This window comes from Nodosilinea sp. LEGE 07088 (assembly GCF_015207395.1).
Lineage (GTDB): Bacteria > Cyanobacteriota > Cyanobacteriia > Phormidesmidales > Phormidesmidaceae > Nodosilinea.
The window spans coordinates 1-15,015 of sequence record NZ_JADEWX010000149.1 but is presented as its reverse complement, the minus strand read 5'-3'; the positions used below and the strand labels follow the sequence as shown (position 1 = coordinate 15,015).

General features: G+C 58.4%; 12 protein-coding genes and 1 pseudogene. 7 read left to right on the top strand and 6 right to left on the bottom strand.

All coding sequences use genetic code 11. The features are described from left to right. Positions 1-280: 280 nt before the first annotated feature. The 7 genes from IQ254_RS23915 (at position 281) to IQ254_RS23885 (ending at position 10,205) form a co-directional block, all read left to right on the top strand. The gene (locus IQ254_RS23915) at positions 281-736 is read left to right on the top strand and encodes a PPC domain-containing protein (protein WP_193968663.1); all 456 of its coding nucleotides are present in this window, start codon (positions 281-283) and stop codon (positions 734-736) included. A 204-nt stretch (positions 737-940) separates the two neighbouring features. Beyond that, a complete protein-coding gene (locus tag IQ254_RS23910; protein ID WP_193968662.1) occupies positions 941-2,293 on the top strand; it encodes a hypothetical protein in 1,353 nt (450 codons plus the stop codon). A 47-nt stretch (positions 2,294-2,340) separates the two neighbouring features. Continuing rightward, entirely contained in the window at positions 2,341-3,501 is a 1,161-nt protein-coding gene (locus IQ254_RS23905; RefSeq protein ID WP_193968661.1) for a DUF1822 family protein, read from the top strand. After that, positions 3,498-5,894, top strand: coding sequence for a CHASE2 domain-containing protein (locus tag IQ254_RS23900; RefSeq protein ID WP_193968660.1), 2,397 nt, complete (start codon positions 3,498-3,500; stop codon positions 5,892-5,894). Before IQ254_RS23905 ends, IQ254_RS23900 begins: the two co-directional genes overlap by 4 nt. Beyond that, a complete protein-coding gene (locus tag IQ254_RS23895) occupies positions 5,881-6,561 on the top strand; it encodes a hypothetical protein (RefSeq protein ID WP_193968659.1) in 681 nt (226 codons plus the stop codon). The genes IQ254_RS23900 and IQ254_RS23895 overlap by 14 nt, the downstream gene beginning before the upstream one ends. 133 nt (positions 6,562-6,694) lie before the next feature. Then, positions 6,695-7,657, top strand: coding sequence for a tetratricopeptide repeat protein (locus IQ254_RS23890; protein ID WP_313887547.1), 963 nt, complete (start codon positions 6,695-6,697; stop codon positions 7,655-7,657). A 253-nt stretch (positions 7,658-7,910) separates the two neighbouring features. Next, positions 7,911-10,205, top strand: a complete 2,295-nt coding sequence (locus IQ254_RS23885; protein ID WP_228041034.1) for a caspase family protein — start codon at positions 7,911-7,913, stop codon at positions 10,203-10,205. Positions 10,206-10,295: 90 nt separating this feature from the next. On the opposite strand, the gene IQ254_RS23880 is transcribed toward IQ254_RS23885, so the two are convergent. From IQ254_RS23880 to IQ254_RS33875, 6 genes and pseudogenes are all read right to left on the bottom strand, one after another. After that, the gene (locus IQ254_RS23880; protein ID WP_228041033.1) at positions 10,296-11,651 is read right to left on the bottom strand and encodes a multicopper oxidase family protein; all 1,356 of its coding nucleotides are present in this window, start codon (positions 11,649-11,651) and stop codon (positions 10,296-10,298) included. Continuing rightward, positions 11,602-12,066, bottom strand: a complete 465-nt coding sequence (locus IQ254_RS33250) for a hypothetical protein (protein ID WP_228041032.1) — start codon at positions 12,064-12,066, stop codon at positions 11,602-11,604. The genes IQ254_RS23880 and IQ254_RS33250 overlap by 50 nt, the downstream gene beginning before the upstream one ends. Before the next feature lie 144 nt (positions 12,067-12,210). After that, positions 12,211-12,510 (bottom strand): annotated as a pseudogene (locus IQ254_RS23875) (aldo/keto reductase); the annotation flags it as partial. 179 nt (positions 12,511-12,689) lie between these two features. Next, a complete protein-coding gene (locus IQ254_RS23870; RefSeq protein WP_193968657.1) occupies positions 12,690-13,877 on the bottom strand; it encodes an MFS transporter in 1,188 nt (395 codons plus the stop codon). Between the two features lie 61 nt (positions 13,878-13,938). After that, on the bottom strand, positions 13,939-14,676 hold the full coding sequence (locus IQ254_RS23865; protein ID WP_193968656.1) for an SDR family oxidoreductase: 738 nt from the start codon (positions 14,674-14,676) through the stop codon (positions 13,939-13,941). Positions 14,677-14,919: 243 nt separating this feature from the next. Beyond that, complete coding sequence (locus tag IQ254_RS33875; protein ID WP_369011301.1) at positions 14,920-15,015, bottom strand: transposase; 96 nt, start codon at positions 15,013-15,015, stop codon at positions 14,920-14,922.

The window sequence follows — 15,015 nt, the reverse complement described above, 5'->3', positions numbered from 1 at the left end:
TAAGGGTTGTTAAGAATCGAGGACACTGAATCTCAAGACGTTGCTTGAGCCGTGTACGGTGAAAGTCGTATGCACGGTTCTGAGGGGAGGGAGGGGGCTATGTACAAAACCTCCTCCTTTACCCGACAATAGGAGGCGATCCGAATGAAGAGAGGAGCCGGTGGCGGAGAGACACCGGATAGGTATTGAGTTGGAACACTCTAAGGGTGAATAAGTCGGTAGAGCTCAGAAGTAAGTCTTGATGACCGCAACCTAACCCTTTCATCAAGGACTTACTGCTATGAAACTGCTCACCACCGTTGGGCTATCGTTTGTCACTCTACTGGTCTCCGTTGCCGCCCCATTCACCATTCGCCATCTGCCCCATAGCGCCCCTTCAGTAGGTATTATGCAGGCCATAGCATCGACTCCGCTGCTGCAAGTACAAGACCGTCTCGGCCCCGAAAAAGAGGTGATTGAGTTTGACGAGGGCAACCGTTTTGTGGCTTTCTACGACTTTGATGGCAATGCCGGTCAGGCGGTTTCGCTCACCTTAGACAGCGACGATTTTGACACCATTTTGATGGTGTTTGACTCTAATAGCGAAAGACTTGCCTTGAATGATGACATCAGCGAAGGCAATACCAACTCTCGCATTGACATCACCCTGCCCGCAACCGATAAATACACGGTGCTGGTCACCTCCTATGAGTTTGAGGCCCAGGGCAACTATCGTCTCGCAGCGGTATCCCCATAGGCGGCTGGGGTCGCGGCTATGCGCTCGGGGAAGGGATTGGCCAATCTGCTTCCCTGCCGCCGCAGGCGGCGAGGATGTCACTACCCAGGATGATCTACGCTACGCCACCGACCCTTAAAACCCCTAGGACACTCGCCGGGTGCATCGGTTTGGCTTTGGGCCATGGCGATGTAACACTGATACCAGCCCAGCTCTCGCAACGCTATGGACAACGTTTTTCGCTATTGGCAACTGGTGCGCCTGACTAGCTCAGGGCAGTGCCAGTTGCAGGTGTTACCCCAGGTGCGCGCCTGGTTGCAGAGTACCTTTAGCCGTCTGATTGCCGGGCCAGATGACCTGGAGGGCGAACTACAGCGATCGCTGCTGACCCACTGGCGATCGCCCGGGCCGCAGGCCGATCTAGCCCAGCTCAGTCTGCGGTGCTTTATCACCCACCAAATTCGCAGCGTGTGCCTGCGGCTGACTACCCTGTTTGGTGAAACCTACGGCTTTACAGCCAACGAGCTGTTTTTTTTGGTGTTAGACGACGATGGGCAGCCTGAACCCACCCACCGCCCGTTTACGCTGGAGGTTTTAGAGACCTATGACCCGGCCAAAGCGGCCCTCAGTACCTGGAGCAGCCGATTGACCAACCACCACCCGGCCCTTAACCGGGCGCTGCTGGAGCGGGGGCTCTACCGAGTCAGCGACTGGGCGATTCTCAACGACACCACGCCAGAGCAGGTGCAGCGCATTTTGCATCAGTACCACCTGTGCAGTGAGTACGAGGTGGCCCAGGCCGCGACCCTGCTAGAGCGCTATCACCAGGTGTATCGACGCGATCGCATTGCCCAACGCCAGGCGGGCCAGACCGGGCGCTGCCAAAAGCCCACCCCTGAGCAACTGCATGCCATCAATGCTGACGTAGTCGCAGCAGACCTGTTGCTCCAGCTCCGAATACTGGCCGGGCAGCTACGCCAGTACCGCATCCATGTGCGAGGGGGCAATCCGCTGGTTTACCAGCGCGAAGAGCCCAACTGGGATCAAATTGCCAGCGATGCTGCCCCTCTAGAGGGCGACAATGACCAGGACGAGTTTGTGCAGGGGTATCGTCAAGCGCTAGCCGACTGCCTCGGCGATGCGATCGCCCAGGTGATTCAGGCCAACCTGACTCGGCTGCAAAGCCGCCAGCCTCCCCGCGATCGCGCCTACGTGCAGGGGTTGCACCTGTTTCACTGCCAGGGGCTGTCAATGGGCAAACTGGCGGACGAAATTGGCCTCAGCTCCCAGGTGCAGGTGTCCCGTCTGCTCGATCTCAAGCGGTTAAAGGCAGACGTGCGCCATGAGCTGGTGCCACGCCTGTGCGAAACCGTCCGTCACCAGGCCCTCAACTACATCTCTGCCGATCGCCTGCGCGCCATCGACCACACCCTAGAAAATCTCCTCAACGAGGAGGTCAATCAAATGATCGCCGCCGCCGAAGCCGAAGCCAAAATTCCCCAGGGCCGCACCGCCAAAAGTCTGTTTGCTCGCCAGCTCTGCACCACTATTCACCAATTTATGCCAGGTACTGAGTGATGGTCATTCTGCTGCTATCCCCCTCCCCTTTTGCACCCCAACGTCCTATGAGCCACTCTACCGAACCCCAAGATTTTGAGTTTGAGCCGCTCCAGTCCACCACCGTGACGCTGTCAGCCGCCGACACCCAGTGGGCCACAGCGATCTGCCAGCAGGTCAGCGACCCGGCTCAACAGTGGCCCACGTTTTTGCGGGCCATGGCGCTACGGGGTGTGCAAACCTGGCTAGGGGCTGGTGCCCAGACCTTATCGCTGAGCTACGACCTCGACTATCCCCCTACGCCCGGTATTGCCTGCCAGGTTAACGGCTTGCGCCTGTGCCTGGTGGCCCAGGGCAGCCTGAGCGATGCGGTGGTGACTATTCCGCCAGGCACCCTGGATAATGACGAAAACTTTGCCCATCTGTACCTGCTGGCAGAGGTGCGAGACGAGACCGACCAGGTAACTATTTTGGCCGGGCTGCGGCGCGATCGCCTGCTGGCGTACCAGCACCAGACTCAGCTAGCCACCAATGCTGATGGCACCTACACCGTTCCGGTGCGCTACTTCGATACCGCCCCGGCAGAGATACTGCTCTATTTAAAGTGTTTAAATCCAGAGCAGCTGACTGTTCCGGCAGCAGGGCTAACTCTGGCAGACAGCTCACCGCGATCGCCAGGGCCAGCGAGAGCATGGGCAGGTGATTTAATCAACGCGGGCCGCTGGCTGCGCGACCAGCTCGATACCGTAGCCGAGACCCTGGCCTGGACGCTGCTGCCGCCCCTGGCTCCGGCCAATGCGCTGATGCCGCTACCCACCACCCCGGCAGAACAGCTAGAAGCCGTGTTGCGCGAACTCGAGCCCGCCGGAATCACCATTCCCCCCACCGCCCGAGGGGCCTACACCGACCTCCAGCAGCTAGGCTTACCCCTGCGCCTCTACGCCCTCACCTGGACAATATTTGACAATCAGCCCCCGGAATGGTCACTGTTTCTGTTCCTCGGCCCGCTCCCTGGGCAACAGCTAGTGCCCGGTACCCGTTTGCTCGTGAACGATGCCACCACCACCCTGGTCGAGCAAACCCTGACTCAAGACACCCCCTCCTCCTACCTCTATGCCCAGGTGATCGGCACCTGGGATGAGCAATTTACCGCCACCGTGGCGTTGCCCAATGGCTCGACCCTCAACTGGCCGCCCTTTGTGTTTCGGCCTGAGGCTCCCCTGTCATGATCTATCGCCTCAGCATTCACAAAATTGACCAGAGCTGTTTGTTTGATCTCACCTGGGGTAAGGGGCAGCGGCTGACCGCCAGTTTGGCGTTCCCGGCTGCGCTGCTGGTGCTGTATGACGCCTGGCGCAGGGCCTACCTGGGCTATTACAAGCAGGCCCTGCGGGGCCGGGTGGGCACGGCGGGGCAGGTGGTTTCGGTGGCAATTGATTGGCACAGTCAGCTCGTGCAGGCCGAGGCGCGTCTACTGTCAGAGTTTCATACCTGGCTCAAGCATGGGGATCTATTTGATCTGCGGGCTGAACTGCTGACCGCTGTGCCAGGGGCCGGGCCTGAGTCGGTCAGTAACGCTAAAACCGAGCTGTTTTTGACCTGCTCGCCCATCGAAATGGCCCGCCTGCCCTGGGAGACCTGGGAAGTTGGTCAGCACATGCAGATTGTGCGATCGCCCGCCCATATCCGCGCCGCCAGCGCCGATCGACGATCGTTTCGGCGGGGCAAAGCCAGGGTGCTGGCGATTTTAGGCGACGAGACCGGGCTCAACTTTACCGGCGAGCGCACGGCCCTCAATGCCCAGAAGCAGCTGCTGGATATTCACTACATCGGCTGGCAGCCGGGGGAAGAGGTCGTGGCCCTGAAACAGCGGATCTGCCAGACCATTGCCGACCCCCTGGGTTGGGACGTGCTGTTTTTTGCCGGTCACAGCAACGAGGCGGCGCTGGTGGATGGACAGGTGGCGATCGCCCCCCATACCGCTATTTCGGTCAAAGAGCTCAGCCCCTACCTGCAGCAGGCCCAGCAGCACGGCCTCCAGTTTGCGCTGTTCAACTCGTGCAGCGGGCTCGATATCGCCCACGGGCTGATCAACCTGGGTCTGAGCCAGGTGGCGATCATGCGCGAGCCGATTCACAACGAGGTGGCCCAGACGTTTTTGGTGCAGCTGTTGCAGCGACTGGCCCGCTACGAAAATGCTCAGGAGGCGCTGGCCGGCGCCTGTCGGTTTCTCAAGGTCGAGCAAAACCTCACCTATCCGTCGGCCTACCTGGTGCCGTCGCTGTTTCGCCATCCCGACTCGGTGCCCTACCAGGTGCAGCCGGTGGGGTGGCAGAGCATCGGGCGCCAGTGGCGACCCAACCGCTGGGAAGCGCTGAGCGTGACGGCGATCGCCCTACTCAGCCTGATCTCGCCCGTACATTACGGGCTGCTCAACCGGCGAGTGTTGGCCCAGGCAATTTACCGCGATCTCACCCGGCAGGTACCCGCTATGGTCGAGCCCCCGGTGGTGCTGGTGCAGGTAGACTCGGCCACCTTTTCCCGCTGGGGCGCTACTGACTTTAAGCCGATCGATCGGGGGCTGCTGGCCGATATTCTCACCCGCCTGACCGAGCAGCAAGCCACTGTCATCGGGGTCGATTATCTGTTAGATCTGCCCCAGCCCGAAAACGACGCGGCCCTTAGCCAGGCCATTCGTCAGGCGGTTGCTCAAAACCAAGCCTGGCAGGTGTTTATTACCAAACAAAATGCCGGTGGCGACTGGAGCCACCTCTACGACCAGGTGGCCCCATCAGACCTGATTTTGCAGGGCGATGCCTGGGTGCCCTACTGGCAGTTGCCCATCCAGCCGCCGCCGACGGACTACGGCATGCCCTTTAGCTATCAGCTGGCCCTGGCCCATCGGCTAAATCAGCAGGCCCGCAGCGGCAAACCGGCCGTACCTCAGCCCGGCGTGGTCGACCTGCCGCTAGAAACTCAGGTGCAAACCTTTTTGCGCCACAACGTCGCAGATTTGCCGTATCAGGCTGGCCCTACCCCGCTGACGCGGGTGTCTAGCTGGCTGGGGCAGCGCTGGCTGCAACCCCTGATCGATTTTTCGATTCCGCCTGACCGGGTGTATCAGGCGGTACCCGCGTGGCAGCTACTAGAGTCGCCCCCAACGGCCCTGGGCACCTCAGCCCTGCAGGAGCGAGTGGTTATTGTGGCCCCTGGCGGCTATGATGCGGCCGGGATCGCCAGCGATGGAGATGATAACCTGCCCCTGCCCCCGGCCATGGGCTACTGGCGACGCGGCACCACCCACATTACTGGCGGCGAGGCCCATGCCTACATGACCCACCATCTCTTGACCCACCGCCTGGTCATTCCCATTCCCGACCTGGGGATGATTTTGCTGGCGGCTTTGGTAGGCAAGGGTTTGACCCTATATCTGGCCAATCGGCCCAGGGTCAACCCGCTCCGGTTGGGGGCGGTGCTGGCGGCCGTCACCGCCGGGTCGGGTCTGGCCAGTTTGCAGCTCTACATCAGCGCAGCGGTGCTGCTGCCCTGGCTGCTGCCGTCGCTGACGGTTTGGTTGTATGCGTTACCGATGCTAAAGGAGAAAGCCCGTGAACAACGTTAAGTGGATGCTGGCTATGGCGGCGATCGCCGCCACGACTGGGTTAACCATCGCCCCGGTCAGCCTGGCCCAGCCGTCGGCGCCGACGGCTGGTGCCCTACAGCGAATTCGCGGCTTTCTTAACGGCGGTAGCCCCAAGCGTGGCCCGGGGGGCAACGGGGGCTCGCGGGGCGATGCCCCCTTCTGCCTGGTCAACCCCGGCCAGGGTGAAACCCTGTGGACTGAACAGCCGCTGGTGATGGCCCAAGGCCGTGTCGTCCGGCTCGACCTACGGCTAGCGGATGAACCCAACGCCCTCTGGAGCACCTCGGTGATACCGGGTGACGAAAATTGGGTACAGGTGGCCTACGACGGTGACCCGCTGGTGCCAGGGGAGCAGTACGAGTGGGTCTTTTACCAGTGGCGGCGCGATCGCACGCTGGGGATTCGACAGCGGGTGCCCTTTCAGGTAATGGCCGCCGGGGATGAGCGCGATCGCATTGCCGCCACGATTGAGTATCTTCAAGCGGCCCCCGACCAAAGCCTACGCCTCCAGCTCGATTACCTGCTGGGCAAGCAGCTTGCCGCCGACGCTCTACAGCTGCTCTTTACTGCCGAGGAGCCCTCAGACACCCTACTCGAAGACCGCCAGGCCCTGGTTGCTGAAATCTGCGCTGAGCCGGAGCCTTAATGGCGAGGCCGACGAACGGCTGAATAAGTCAAACCAGCCCAGCAATACATACCGCTAAACTGTCCCCGGTAGGTTTTGAGACATGCCCTTCTCCCATAGCCCCATGAATCTGTTGCTGGTTAGAGGCCTTAGGGTGAGTGCGATCGCCGCACTCCTCACCCCACTGATTTCGCTTAGCCCTCAGCCAACCTACTCGACCCCAGCCGCCGCTAAACCTGATCCTGCTGCTCGATTGGAAGTCGGCGATCGGCTACGCGAATTGGGGCATTGCCGGTATCAGGTCAACCAGTTTGCAGAGGCCGTTACATCTTGGCAACAAGCGCTGAAATTTTACCAAAACCCAGAGGTACGCTCAGTTTTCTTCCAGAAAAGTCGGCAAAGAGAAGCAAGCGTACTCAATCTTTTGGCAATTGTCTACCGGAGGCTGAATAGACACCAGGAAGCGATGAGCTTTGATGAGCAAAGACTGATCATCGCTCGTGAGATCGGCGATCGAAGCTATGAAGCCAGTGCCCTAATCAGTTTAGGACCTGCCTATACCAGCTCAGGGCAGTACCGAGCAGCCATTGACTTGCTTGAGCAAAGCTTAGTCACCGCCCGCCAGATTGGCGACCAGCAGCGAGAAATGACTACGCTCGAATGCCTAGGGCTGGCGCATATGAGCCTAAATCAGTACCTAAAAGCGAGTAACTTTTACACCCAGCAACTCGCGCTTGCGCTTGAGACTAACGACCAGGAAATGGCAAGAATTGCATTGAATGGATTAGGCACGGCTTCTCTAAGCCTAGGCCGATCTCAACCGGCCGCTGCCTTTGATGAGAAAAATTTGGCTGAGACAGGTTTGAAACTCAATCGCAATTCTAAAGATCGGCTGCCAGAGAGAATGGCGCTAGACGATCTAGGCCATGCTTACTTTGATGTAGGTGATGTAGGTCAGCATCAGGGCGACAACACCCAGGCGCTTTGCCAAACTTACCATCCGGCCCAGATACTCCGACCCGCACCTGTGGTCAGCTTTTACGCTAACTGGTTCAGCCGAATAGGCGATTTTTCTGTCCTCAACCTCAACCCTAGTTCCCACCCAACCTCGTGGTGAAATCCTGGGCCTAACTGTATAAGTTCCTCGTCGTCAGCCATAGAGCAAGATGTCGTTGCCCAAGGCGTTCAGCCCAGTTGTGCGTTCCATCTGCCAATTGCTCTAGCTCGCCCGCTGGTAGCGCCACTGGCTGAGCGCGGGTGTCTTTTAGCCCGACTGCGCCAACCCGGTATGTTCCCTGATGGAAAAGCCGACGCTGCGTAGATGGAGATCCCGGCCCTAGCATCATCCCCCACCTTTTGGAGTCCAAGCCATGCCATCGATGAAACGCCGCCACTTTCTCCAAGCTGCCGGGGCTAGCCTGGCCACCCTGGGCCTTAGCCAAACCAACTGGCTGCGCCAGGCCGATCGCTATGGCCAAGCCCTGGCCCAGAGCAATCCTCGCAAGCTGGCCCTGCTAATCGGGGTCAACCAATACACTGACCCCAACATTCCCGACCTCAACGGCTGTCTAACCGATGTCGAAATGCAGTACCAGCTGCTGGTCAATCGCTTTGGGTTCAACTCTGCCGATGTGCTGCAAGTCACAGATGATTCAGGCCTTTTGCCCACCCGCGCCAATATTCTGCAAGCCTTTGAAGAGCACATCATCCAGCAGGCCCAACCGGGAGACGTGGTGGTAATTCACTACTCGGGGCACGGCTCTAGGGTGCTCGACCCCAACCCCATTGTGGTCAGCCAGTGCGGGGCCAACAGCAACCCCAATGGGCTCAACGGCACCCTAGTCCCCCGTGATGCCGGATTTTTCAGCAGCGGCAACGACATCGCCGTCTCTGACATCATGGGTCGCAGCCTATTTTTGCTCATGGAGCGGGTCAACACCGACCACCTGACCGTTGTGCTAGACAGTTGCTTTTCGGGGGGAGGCACCCGAGGCAACGCCCGCGTTAGGGCGGCCACTAGCAGCCGCCTCAGCGCGGCCCGCAGTGGCGGATTTTTATTGCCCATAGTCGCCGAGCTAGAGCAGCAAAAGCGCTGGCAGCAGAGCCTCAACCTAGACGAAGCAGAATTTCAACGGCGGCGCGCCCAGGGCATTGCGAAGGGGGTAACCCTGGGCTCGGCCAGCTGCGACCAGGAGGCCTACGAGATACCCTACGATACCAACGCCGCCGCCGGAGCCTTTACCTACCTGCTCACCAGCTACCTGTGGCAGCTGCCCGCCGCCGAGGCTGCTAGCACCGTGCAGGTCAACCTGGTGCGCAGCACTAAAATTTCTACCCAGAACCGGGGCACCCAAGTCCCCATTTTTGAAACGGCCCCCGGTGTTGATAACCTGGCCCAACCGCTCTACTTCACCGACGCCCTGGCCCCCTTTGCCGAGGGAGTGGTACGCACGGTCGAGGGGGAGCAGCTTGAGTTTTGGCTGGGGGGCATGTCTGACCAGACCCTCAAAACGGCTGTTCCTGGCACCGTCTACACCCTGCTCGATCCGACTAGCGGCGATGCCCTGGGGGATGTAGCGTTGGTGTCTCGCAATGGCCTGCTCGCCTATGGCAAGCTGCTGGAGGGGTCGTCGGCAGCGGTGCGGCCCGGGCTGCTGCTGCGCGAAAAAATTGCGGCGATCGCATCCCCTACCCTCAAAATCGGCGTCGATCCTTCCCTGTCGGCAGAGCAGGACGCTGCCGAAACGGCCCTCAGCACCGTGCTCAGCAGCGGCACGACCAACCGCATTACGGTGCTGCCCGTCAACCAGCAGAGCGCGGTAGAATACGTGCTGGCTCGCACCAGCGAAGAGACCCAGCTGCGCCTGGGCCAGAGTGGCGTGGCCGAGCTGCCCCCCATTGGGGCGATCGGTCTCTACTCGGCCGATCTCAACAACCTGGTGGCGGGGTCGGCTGGCCCGGTGGGCGAAACGGCAGCAGCAGCGGTCAACCGCCTCCAGCCCCGGCTGCGATCGCTCTTGGTGGCCCAGGTGCTCAAAGAGCTGGCCAGTACCGCTTCTGATTTGCGAGTGGGGGGCGAAATTTATACCAGCAGCGGGCGCGGGCCCAAAATTCCTCTTCTGAGCCGGGGTAACCTGGCTGGGCAAGGGCGTATTCGCACAGAGCTAACGGGGGCCACCTACCAGACCGACGAGCTGATCAACATCAAGATCACGAACGAGGAAGCCAACCCGGTTTACCTGAGCTGCCTGGTGATCGACAGCAGTGGCAACATCATCACGCTCCACCCCGCCCGGTGGGACGCCCCGGAGGAAGCCGCCCGCATCGACAGCGGCGAGTCGCTGGTGGTGCCCCGCAACGAAGACGGCGTGCAGTTTCGAGTGAGCGGGGCTGGTTTTCTAGAGGTGCTAACCCTTGTGAGCCGGCAGCAGCTGCGCGGGCTTTTGCGCAACCTGCAAACTATCGCCAGAAGCGCCAACCGCAGCCGTGGCATGGTGGGCTTTAGCGAAGGCGACCCCCTCAGCCTGATCAATGACCTGCTGGGCGATGTAGATGGCATCTCCCGCAGTGGTGCCACGATACAGACAGAGACGGTAGGGGCACAGTACACGGCGGTGGATTCAGGGGCGATCGCCGCCTTCTCAACCATCCTTGAAATTGTGTAGCCCTACGGCTATGGCAATTAGAGGGTGCCGCTGTCATAGCCATTGGGGTCACCTTTTGCCTATTCAGGCTATAACTGACCCGCCAAGCACCTAAGCTGGCTGAATGTCTAGAGTGCCCATCATGCCTCGGTCTTCGTGGTCTAACACATGGCAGTGATAGACCGTCTTACCGGTATAGTCGCGAAAGGGCATACGAATGCGAACAGTCTCTCCTGGACTCACTAAAACCACATCTTTCCACGCAGCATAGGGGGCGGGCTGACCGTTGCGGCTGATAATCTGAAATTTGTTGGTGTGGACATGGAAAGGGTGAGCCATGGTGCCGGTATTCACGATCTCCCAGTCTTCGACAGTGTTGAGGGCTACTTGGGTATCAATGCGGCTGTGGTCAAAGGCTTGACCGTTAATCAGAAACACCATGCCCATGCCGTGGTTGAGCGTAAACTGTCGCGTTGTTTGAGGTTCCGGCAACGGTTCAACAGCCATCAACTGGGTGGGTAGCGAGAGGGGAGCGATCGCACCGTTATAGGTCAGGGTGGCAACGGTTTCAGTGGTGCCGCGATTTGGGGAACCGCCCATCATCCCTCGCCCCATCATGCCACCGCCCATCATGCCGCCGCCCATCATCCCCTGGGCTGGATTGAAGGGCTGATTCAGCAGGCGGTACGGTCTGGGCGCTTGGTTGCCCTGGACTAAGACTTCTACTCGCTCACCGGGCGCTAGCACCAGGTCGTTGAGTGCGATGGGGGATGCGATCGCACCGCCATCCGTAGCAATTAGATGAAATGGGTGCTCTTCCAAGGAGAGCCAGAAAAACCGAGAGGTTGAGGCATTTAACAGCCGCAGCCGCAGCAGTCCCCCTGACGGGATCTCCAGGGATGGATTGAACTGTCCATTAGCGGTTAGCAGATCGCCAATGCGTCCGGTCATCTGGGCCATATGGCCGGGGTTGGGAATGTTGCCGCTGCGATCGAGGGCAAAGTCTTTGAGCACCAGAAAGGCTTCCTGAGCCGCCTTGATTGCGGGCATTTCATCCAGTTCGCCGCGCACCACAAACAGCCCCGCCAACCCGCCAAAGAGCTGCTCTGCCACCAGCCCGTGGTAGTGGGGATGATACCAAAAGGTGCCTGCCGGATGGTTCTGAGGAATTTGGAACTCGTAGGTGTGACCTTCACCGGGCAGAATTTCGAGAAAGACGTTGTCCCCCGTCCCCGTCGGCGGAATGTGGAGCCCGTGATAGTGCAGGTTAGTAGGCTGACTCAGTCGATTGGTGAAGCGAATCTGAACGGTGTCGCCAGGCTTGGCCTCTAGGCGAGGGCCAGGCACCTGACCGTTGTAAGTGAGCAGGTTGGCGTCGCGGTTACCCAGCTTTACCCGTTGCGCGGCGGCCACCAGGTCAAAGCGGAGTAACCCATCTTCGCTGGTGTGGAACTGGGCTTGGGCCAAGGTGGAACCCGGTGCAGCAGACTGCGACGATCCGCTTGAGCATTGAGAGAGTAACAATGCCCCAGTCGTTCCCAGGCCTAACCCCAGAAATTCTCTTCGCCTCATCGCTTTCATAATGGTCATCAACAAAGTGTTTCCCTGTGGCCCTTCCAGCCCCATCGGCATCTACCGACTTGGTAATTCGCCGGTCGTATACATCATAGGTATACACCACCACCTCAGTGACGATACCCCCACTATCTTTGGTCACTACTCCGGTCAATCGATTGCGGTAGTCCCAGATGTACTCTGTCGCCGTTGAAATTGGCGAGGTGAGCCGCCCTGCGATCCCGCCGGGGTCGGCAGCGGTGGTCTGCACCACCCGATTCATGTTGTCGTAGCGGGTTTCGCTGCGGTTGCCGTTGGCATCGATCACCGTCGGGCCGCTGTGAAACGAGCCGCAGAGCTAGATCTGGTTTAACGTGAGTCTCCAACGCAGGGGGTGCGGTAAGGCGCAAAGAAACTGCTTCTTGCTGATTTCAGGTGTGTCTAGCTGCGGATGAAGGCTAAGTCCTCCTCCTTAATTGGCTTGATCAGCAATCTTGTTCAGGTCGGCAACTGTCTGCTGAGGCAGTTGTAGGGTTGCGGCTTTGAGGTTCTCGCGGAGGTGAGCAACGGACGATGTGCCGGGAATTAATAAGATATTCGGAGAGCGCTGCAGAAGCCAGGCAAGTGCGACCTGCATGGGTGTCGTCTCTAGTGAGGCCGCAGCCGTCTCCAATGCTGAGGATTGCAGCGGTGTGAACCCGCCTAGCGGGAAAAATGGGGTATAAGCAATACCTTTCGCCGCTAATTCGTCAATCAGGGCATCGTCATTTTGATTATCACAAGCACACAAGCAATGAATAATTCTCGGGGCTTAATTCATAGTCTGATCATGCAATATAAATGGCTCAAGCAATAGCTGTAATATTATTACGCTTACACCTGTCCATGTCCCAGAGCAATAATCTGGCTCCACGCCCTGTTGTGGCGATCGTTTTAACCGCCGCGATCCTTTCATCGCCAGCGCCACAGTAACCCCCCTGCACCAAGGTTCAACAGCACCATCAGCCCAGCGGCAATGCCGTAGGTCGTTGCCAAACCAACAAAACTGCTAATCGGCTGACTGATCAGAGGCGAAAGAAACTGACCCAAAAACAAACAGGTCGTAATGCCACTCAGGACGCGACCACGCAGGGCATCCGGCGTCACGGTTGAAAGGCATAGGTTCATATTAGGCATGAGCAGACCGAGACCCAAACCAGCGATCGCCAACCCCAACAAAACCAAGCCATAGCCTGCTGCTTGGCTAATAATGCCGTAGCCCAGGGCGAGATGGATAAACGCTAGACCATAGATCGCCACAAATCCCAATCGCGCTTTGATTTGGCGATACAGTAGAGAACTCGTGGCTGCAAACAACGTAGCCAGGGCGATCGCCAATCCACTTTGCGAAGGCCCAGCATCGACCAGTTGCTGGAGGTAAAACGGGAGCTGGGTTGGAATCAAATAGAAGACAATTTGCGAAATCAGCGCCACGCCATAGGTCAGTATGACGATCGTTTTGGGAAAAGGCTGTGGAGTTGTATTTGCAGCAGCACCGCGACGATTGCGCTGCGGTTCTGGTAAAAGCTGTGCCACGGCAGGCACCAGCAGCAGAGCGAGGGCGTAGATGAGAAAGGGCGATCGCCAATTGCCATCAGCCAAGAAGCCACCCAAGGACAAAAACAGCACCCCGCCCAACCCCATTGCCCCAGCCTGAAGCCCCAAAAACTGCGCGCGGGTCGGGCCGCTGTAATAGTCGGCAATCAGCGTGGTTGCGGTGGTCATAATGCCTGCGACGCTGAGTCCCAACAGCGCTCGCCCGACCAGAATGCCCCCCAAGCTGGGCAAGAAAAATCCGGAGCTACCCGCCAAACCATATAGCACCAGCGAGACCAGTAGCAGTGGCTTGCGTCCCAGCCGATCAATGGCCACACCAACAAACGGCGCACCCAGCGCAATGGCCAGCGCCGGCAGGGTCAGTGCCAGCCGCACGAGGTAAGCCGCACCGGGCACCTGAGCAAAGTAGTCCTGCATTGCCGGGAGAGAGGGGGCGATCGTTGCCCCTGCCATGACGGTGAGCGTGCTGGTCAGCAGCAATGTTGTCTTGACCCAAATGGACTGGGTTTGCTCGAAAAGGGAGATGGGAGTTGCTTTTGCCATGGGTCAAGCTGAGGGAGATTAGAGAGAGTAATGTCCTGTTGATCGTGCTCTGTCCCTCTCATTAGCGATTCACCATCGCCGACATCGCGTTCTCAAGGGATTGGGGATCTTGCAGGAGTTGTGCAGCCATTTGCTTAGCTTGCTCACCGGGATAGACTTCGTTGACGCCATCAATCACGCCCTGCAAGGCCTCACGAACGACATCCTCTGGCGAGACCTTGGGGGGCGGAAAATGTTGACTCCCTGGTGTATCAACGGTTCCTGGCAAGACACCGACAACCAATGTATTTTGTGATTTGAGTTCCATTCGCAACCCCTGGGTCAGGGACACGGCTGCTGCTTTTGAGGCGCTGTAGGAGGCGTTCATCGGAAAATTTATTTTCCCAAGGATGCTAAGCATATTGACGATCGCTCCCCCACCGTTCGCTTGTAGAATGGGGGCAAATGCACGGCACATGGCTAGCGTCCCCAGGTAATTGACCTCAATCTCGGCTCTGGCACTGGAGAGATCCGCAGCAGAGATGAATCCTTTTAATAGCCCAACACCAGCATTGTTAATCAGTAAGTTCACATCTTGACAGGCTTGAGCGACGGTCTCAACAGAATCGGAATTGGTAATATCCAGCGCAATCGGAATAATCTGTTCTGGATTAACTGCCACGAGGCTAGTCAAATCACTTGGCTTTCTGGCGCAGGCATAGACCTTGGTAGCACCTGCGTCGCAGAGCGCTTTGACAAAGTATTGACCGATATCGCCGTTGGCACCGGTAACCAGTGCGATCGCGCCTTTAATTTGCATGGTGAGTCTCCTTTTTCAGTAATGGGTATGGTTGATGTGATGGTCTGGCTCGGCAACGAAGCTTTTAGTGGGGGTAGTTTGAGATTTGAAAATAACTAGATAGTTCGGAAAAAGTCGTTCTTGAACGCATCCAAGAATTCTCTAAAAGCAGCTACCTTGCATGGGCTTTTGCTAACGAGATAGCACTTTCAAAGCTAGATTTGGAAACTTTTGGTTCTTCCGGCAGCATGGTGATAAGTTTTTCTAATCAGAAAAGCAAGCTAGCAAGCGCTTACGGAAATTCTCAAAGTTTACAAACCCATAAGCTTGGCGCTTAATCAACTTAATTCGATTGTTGAT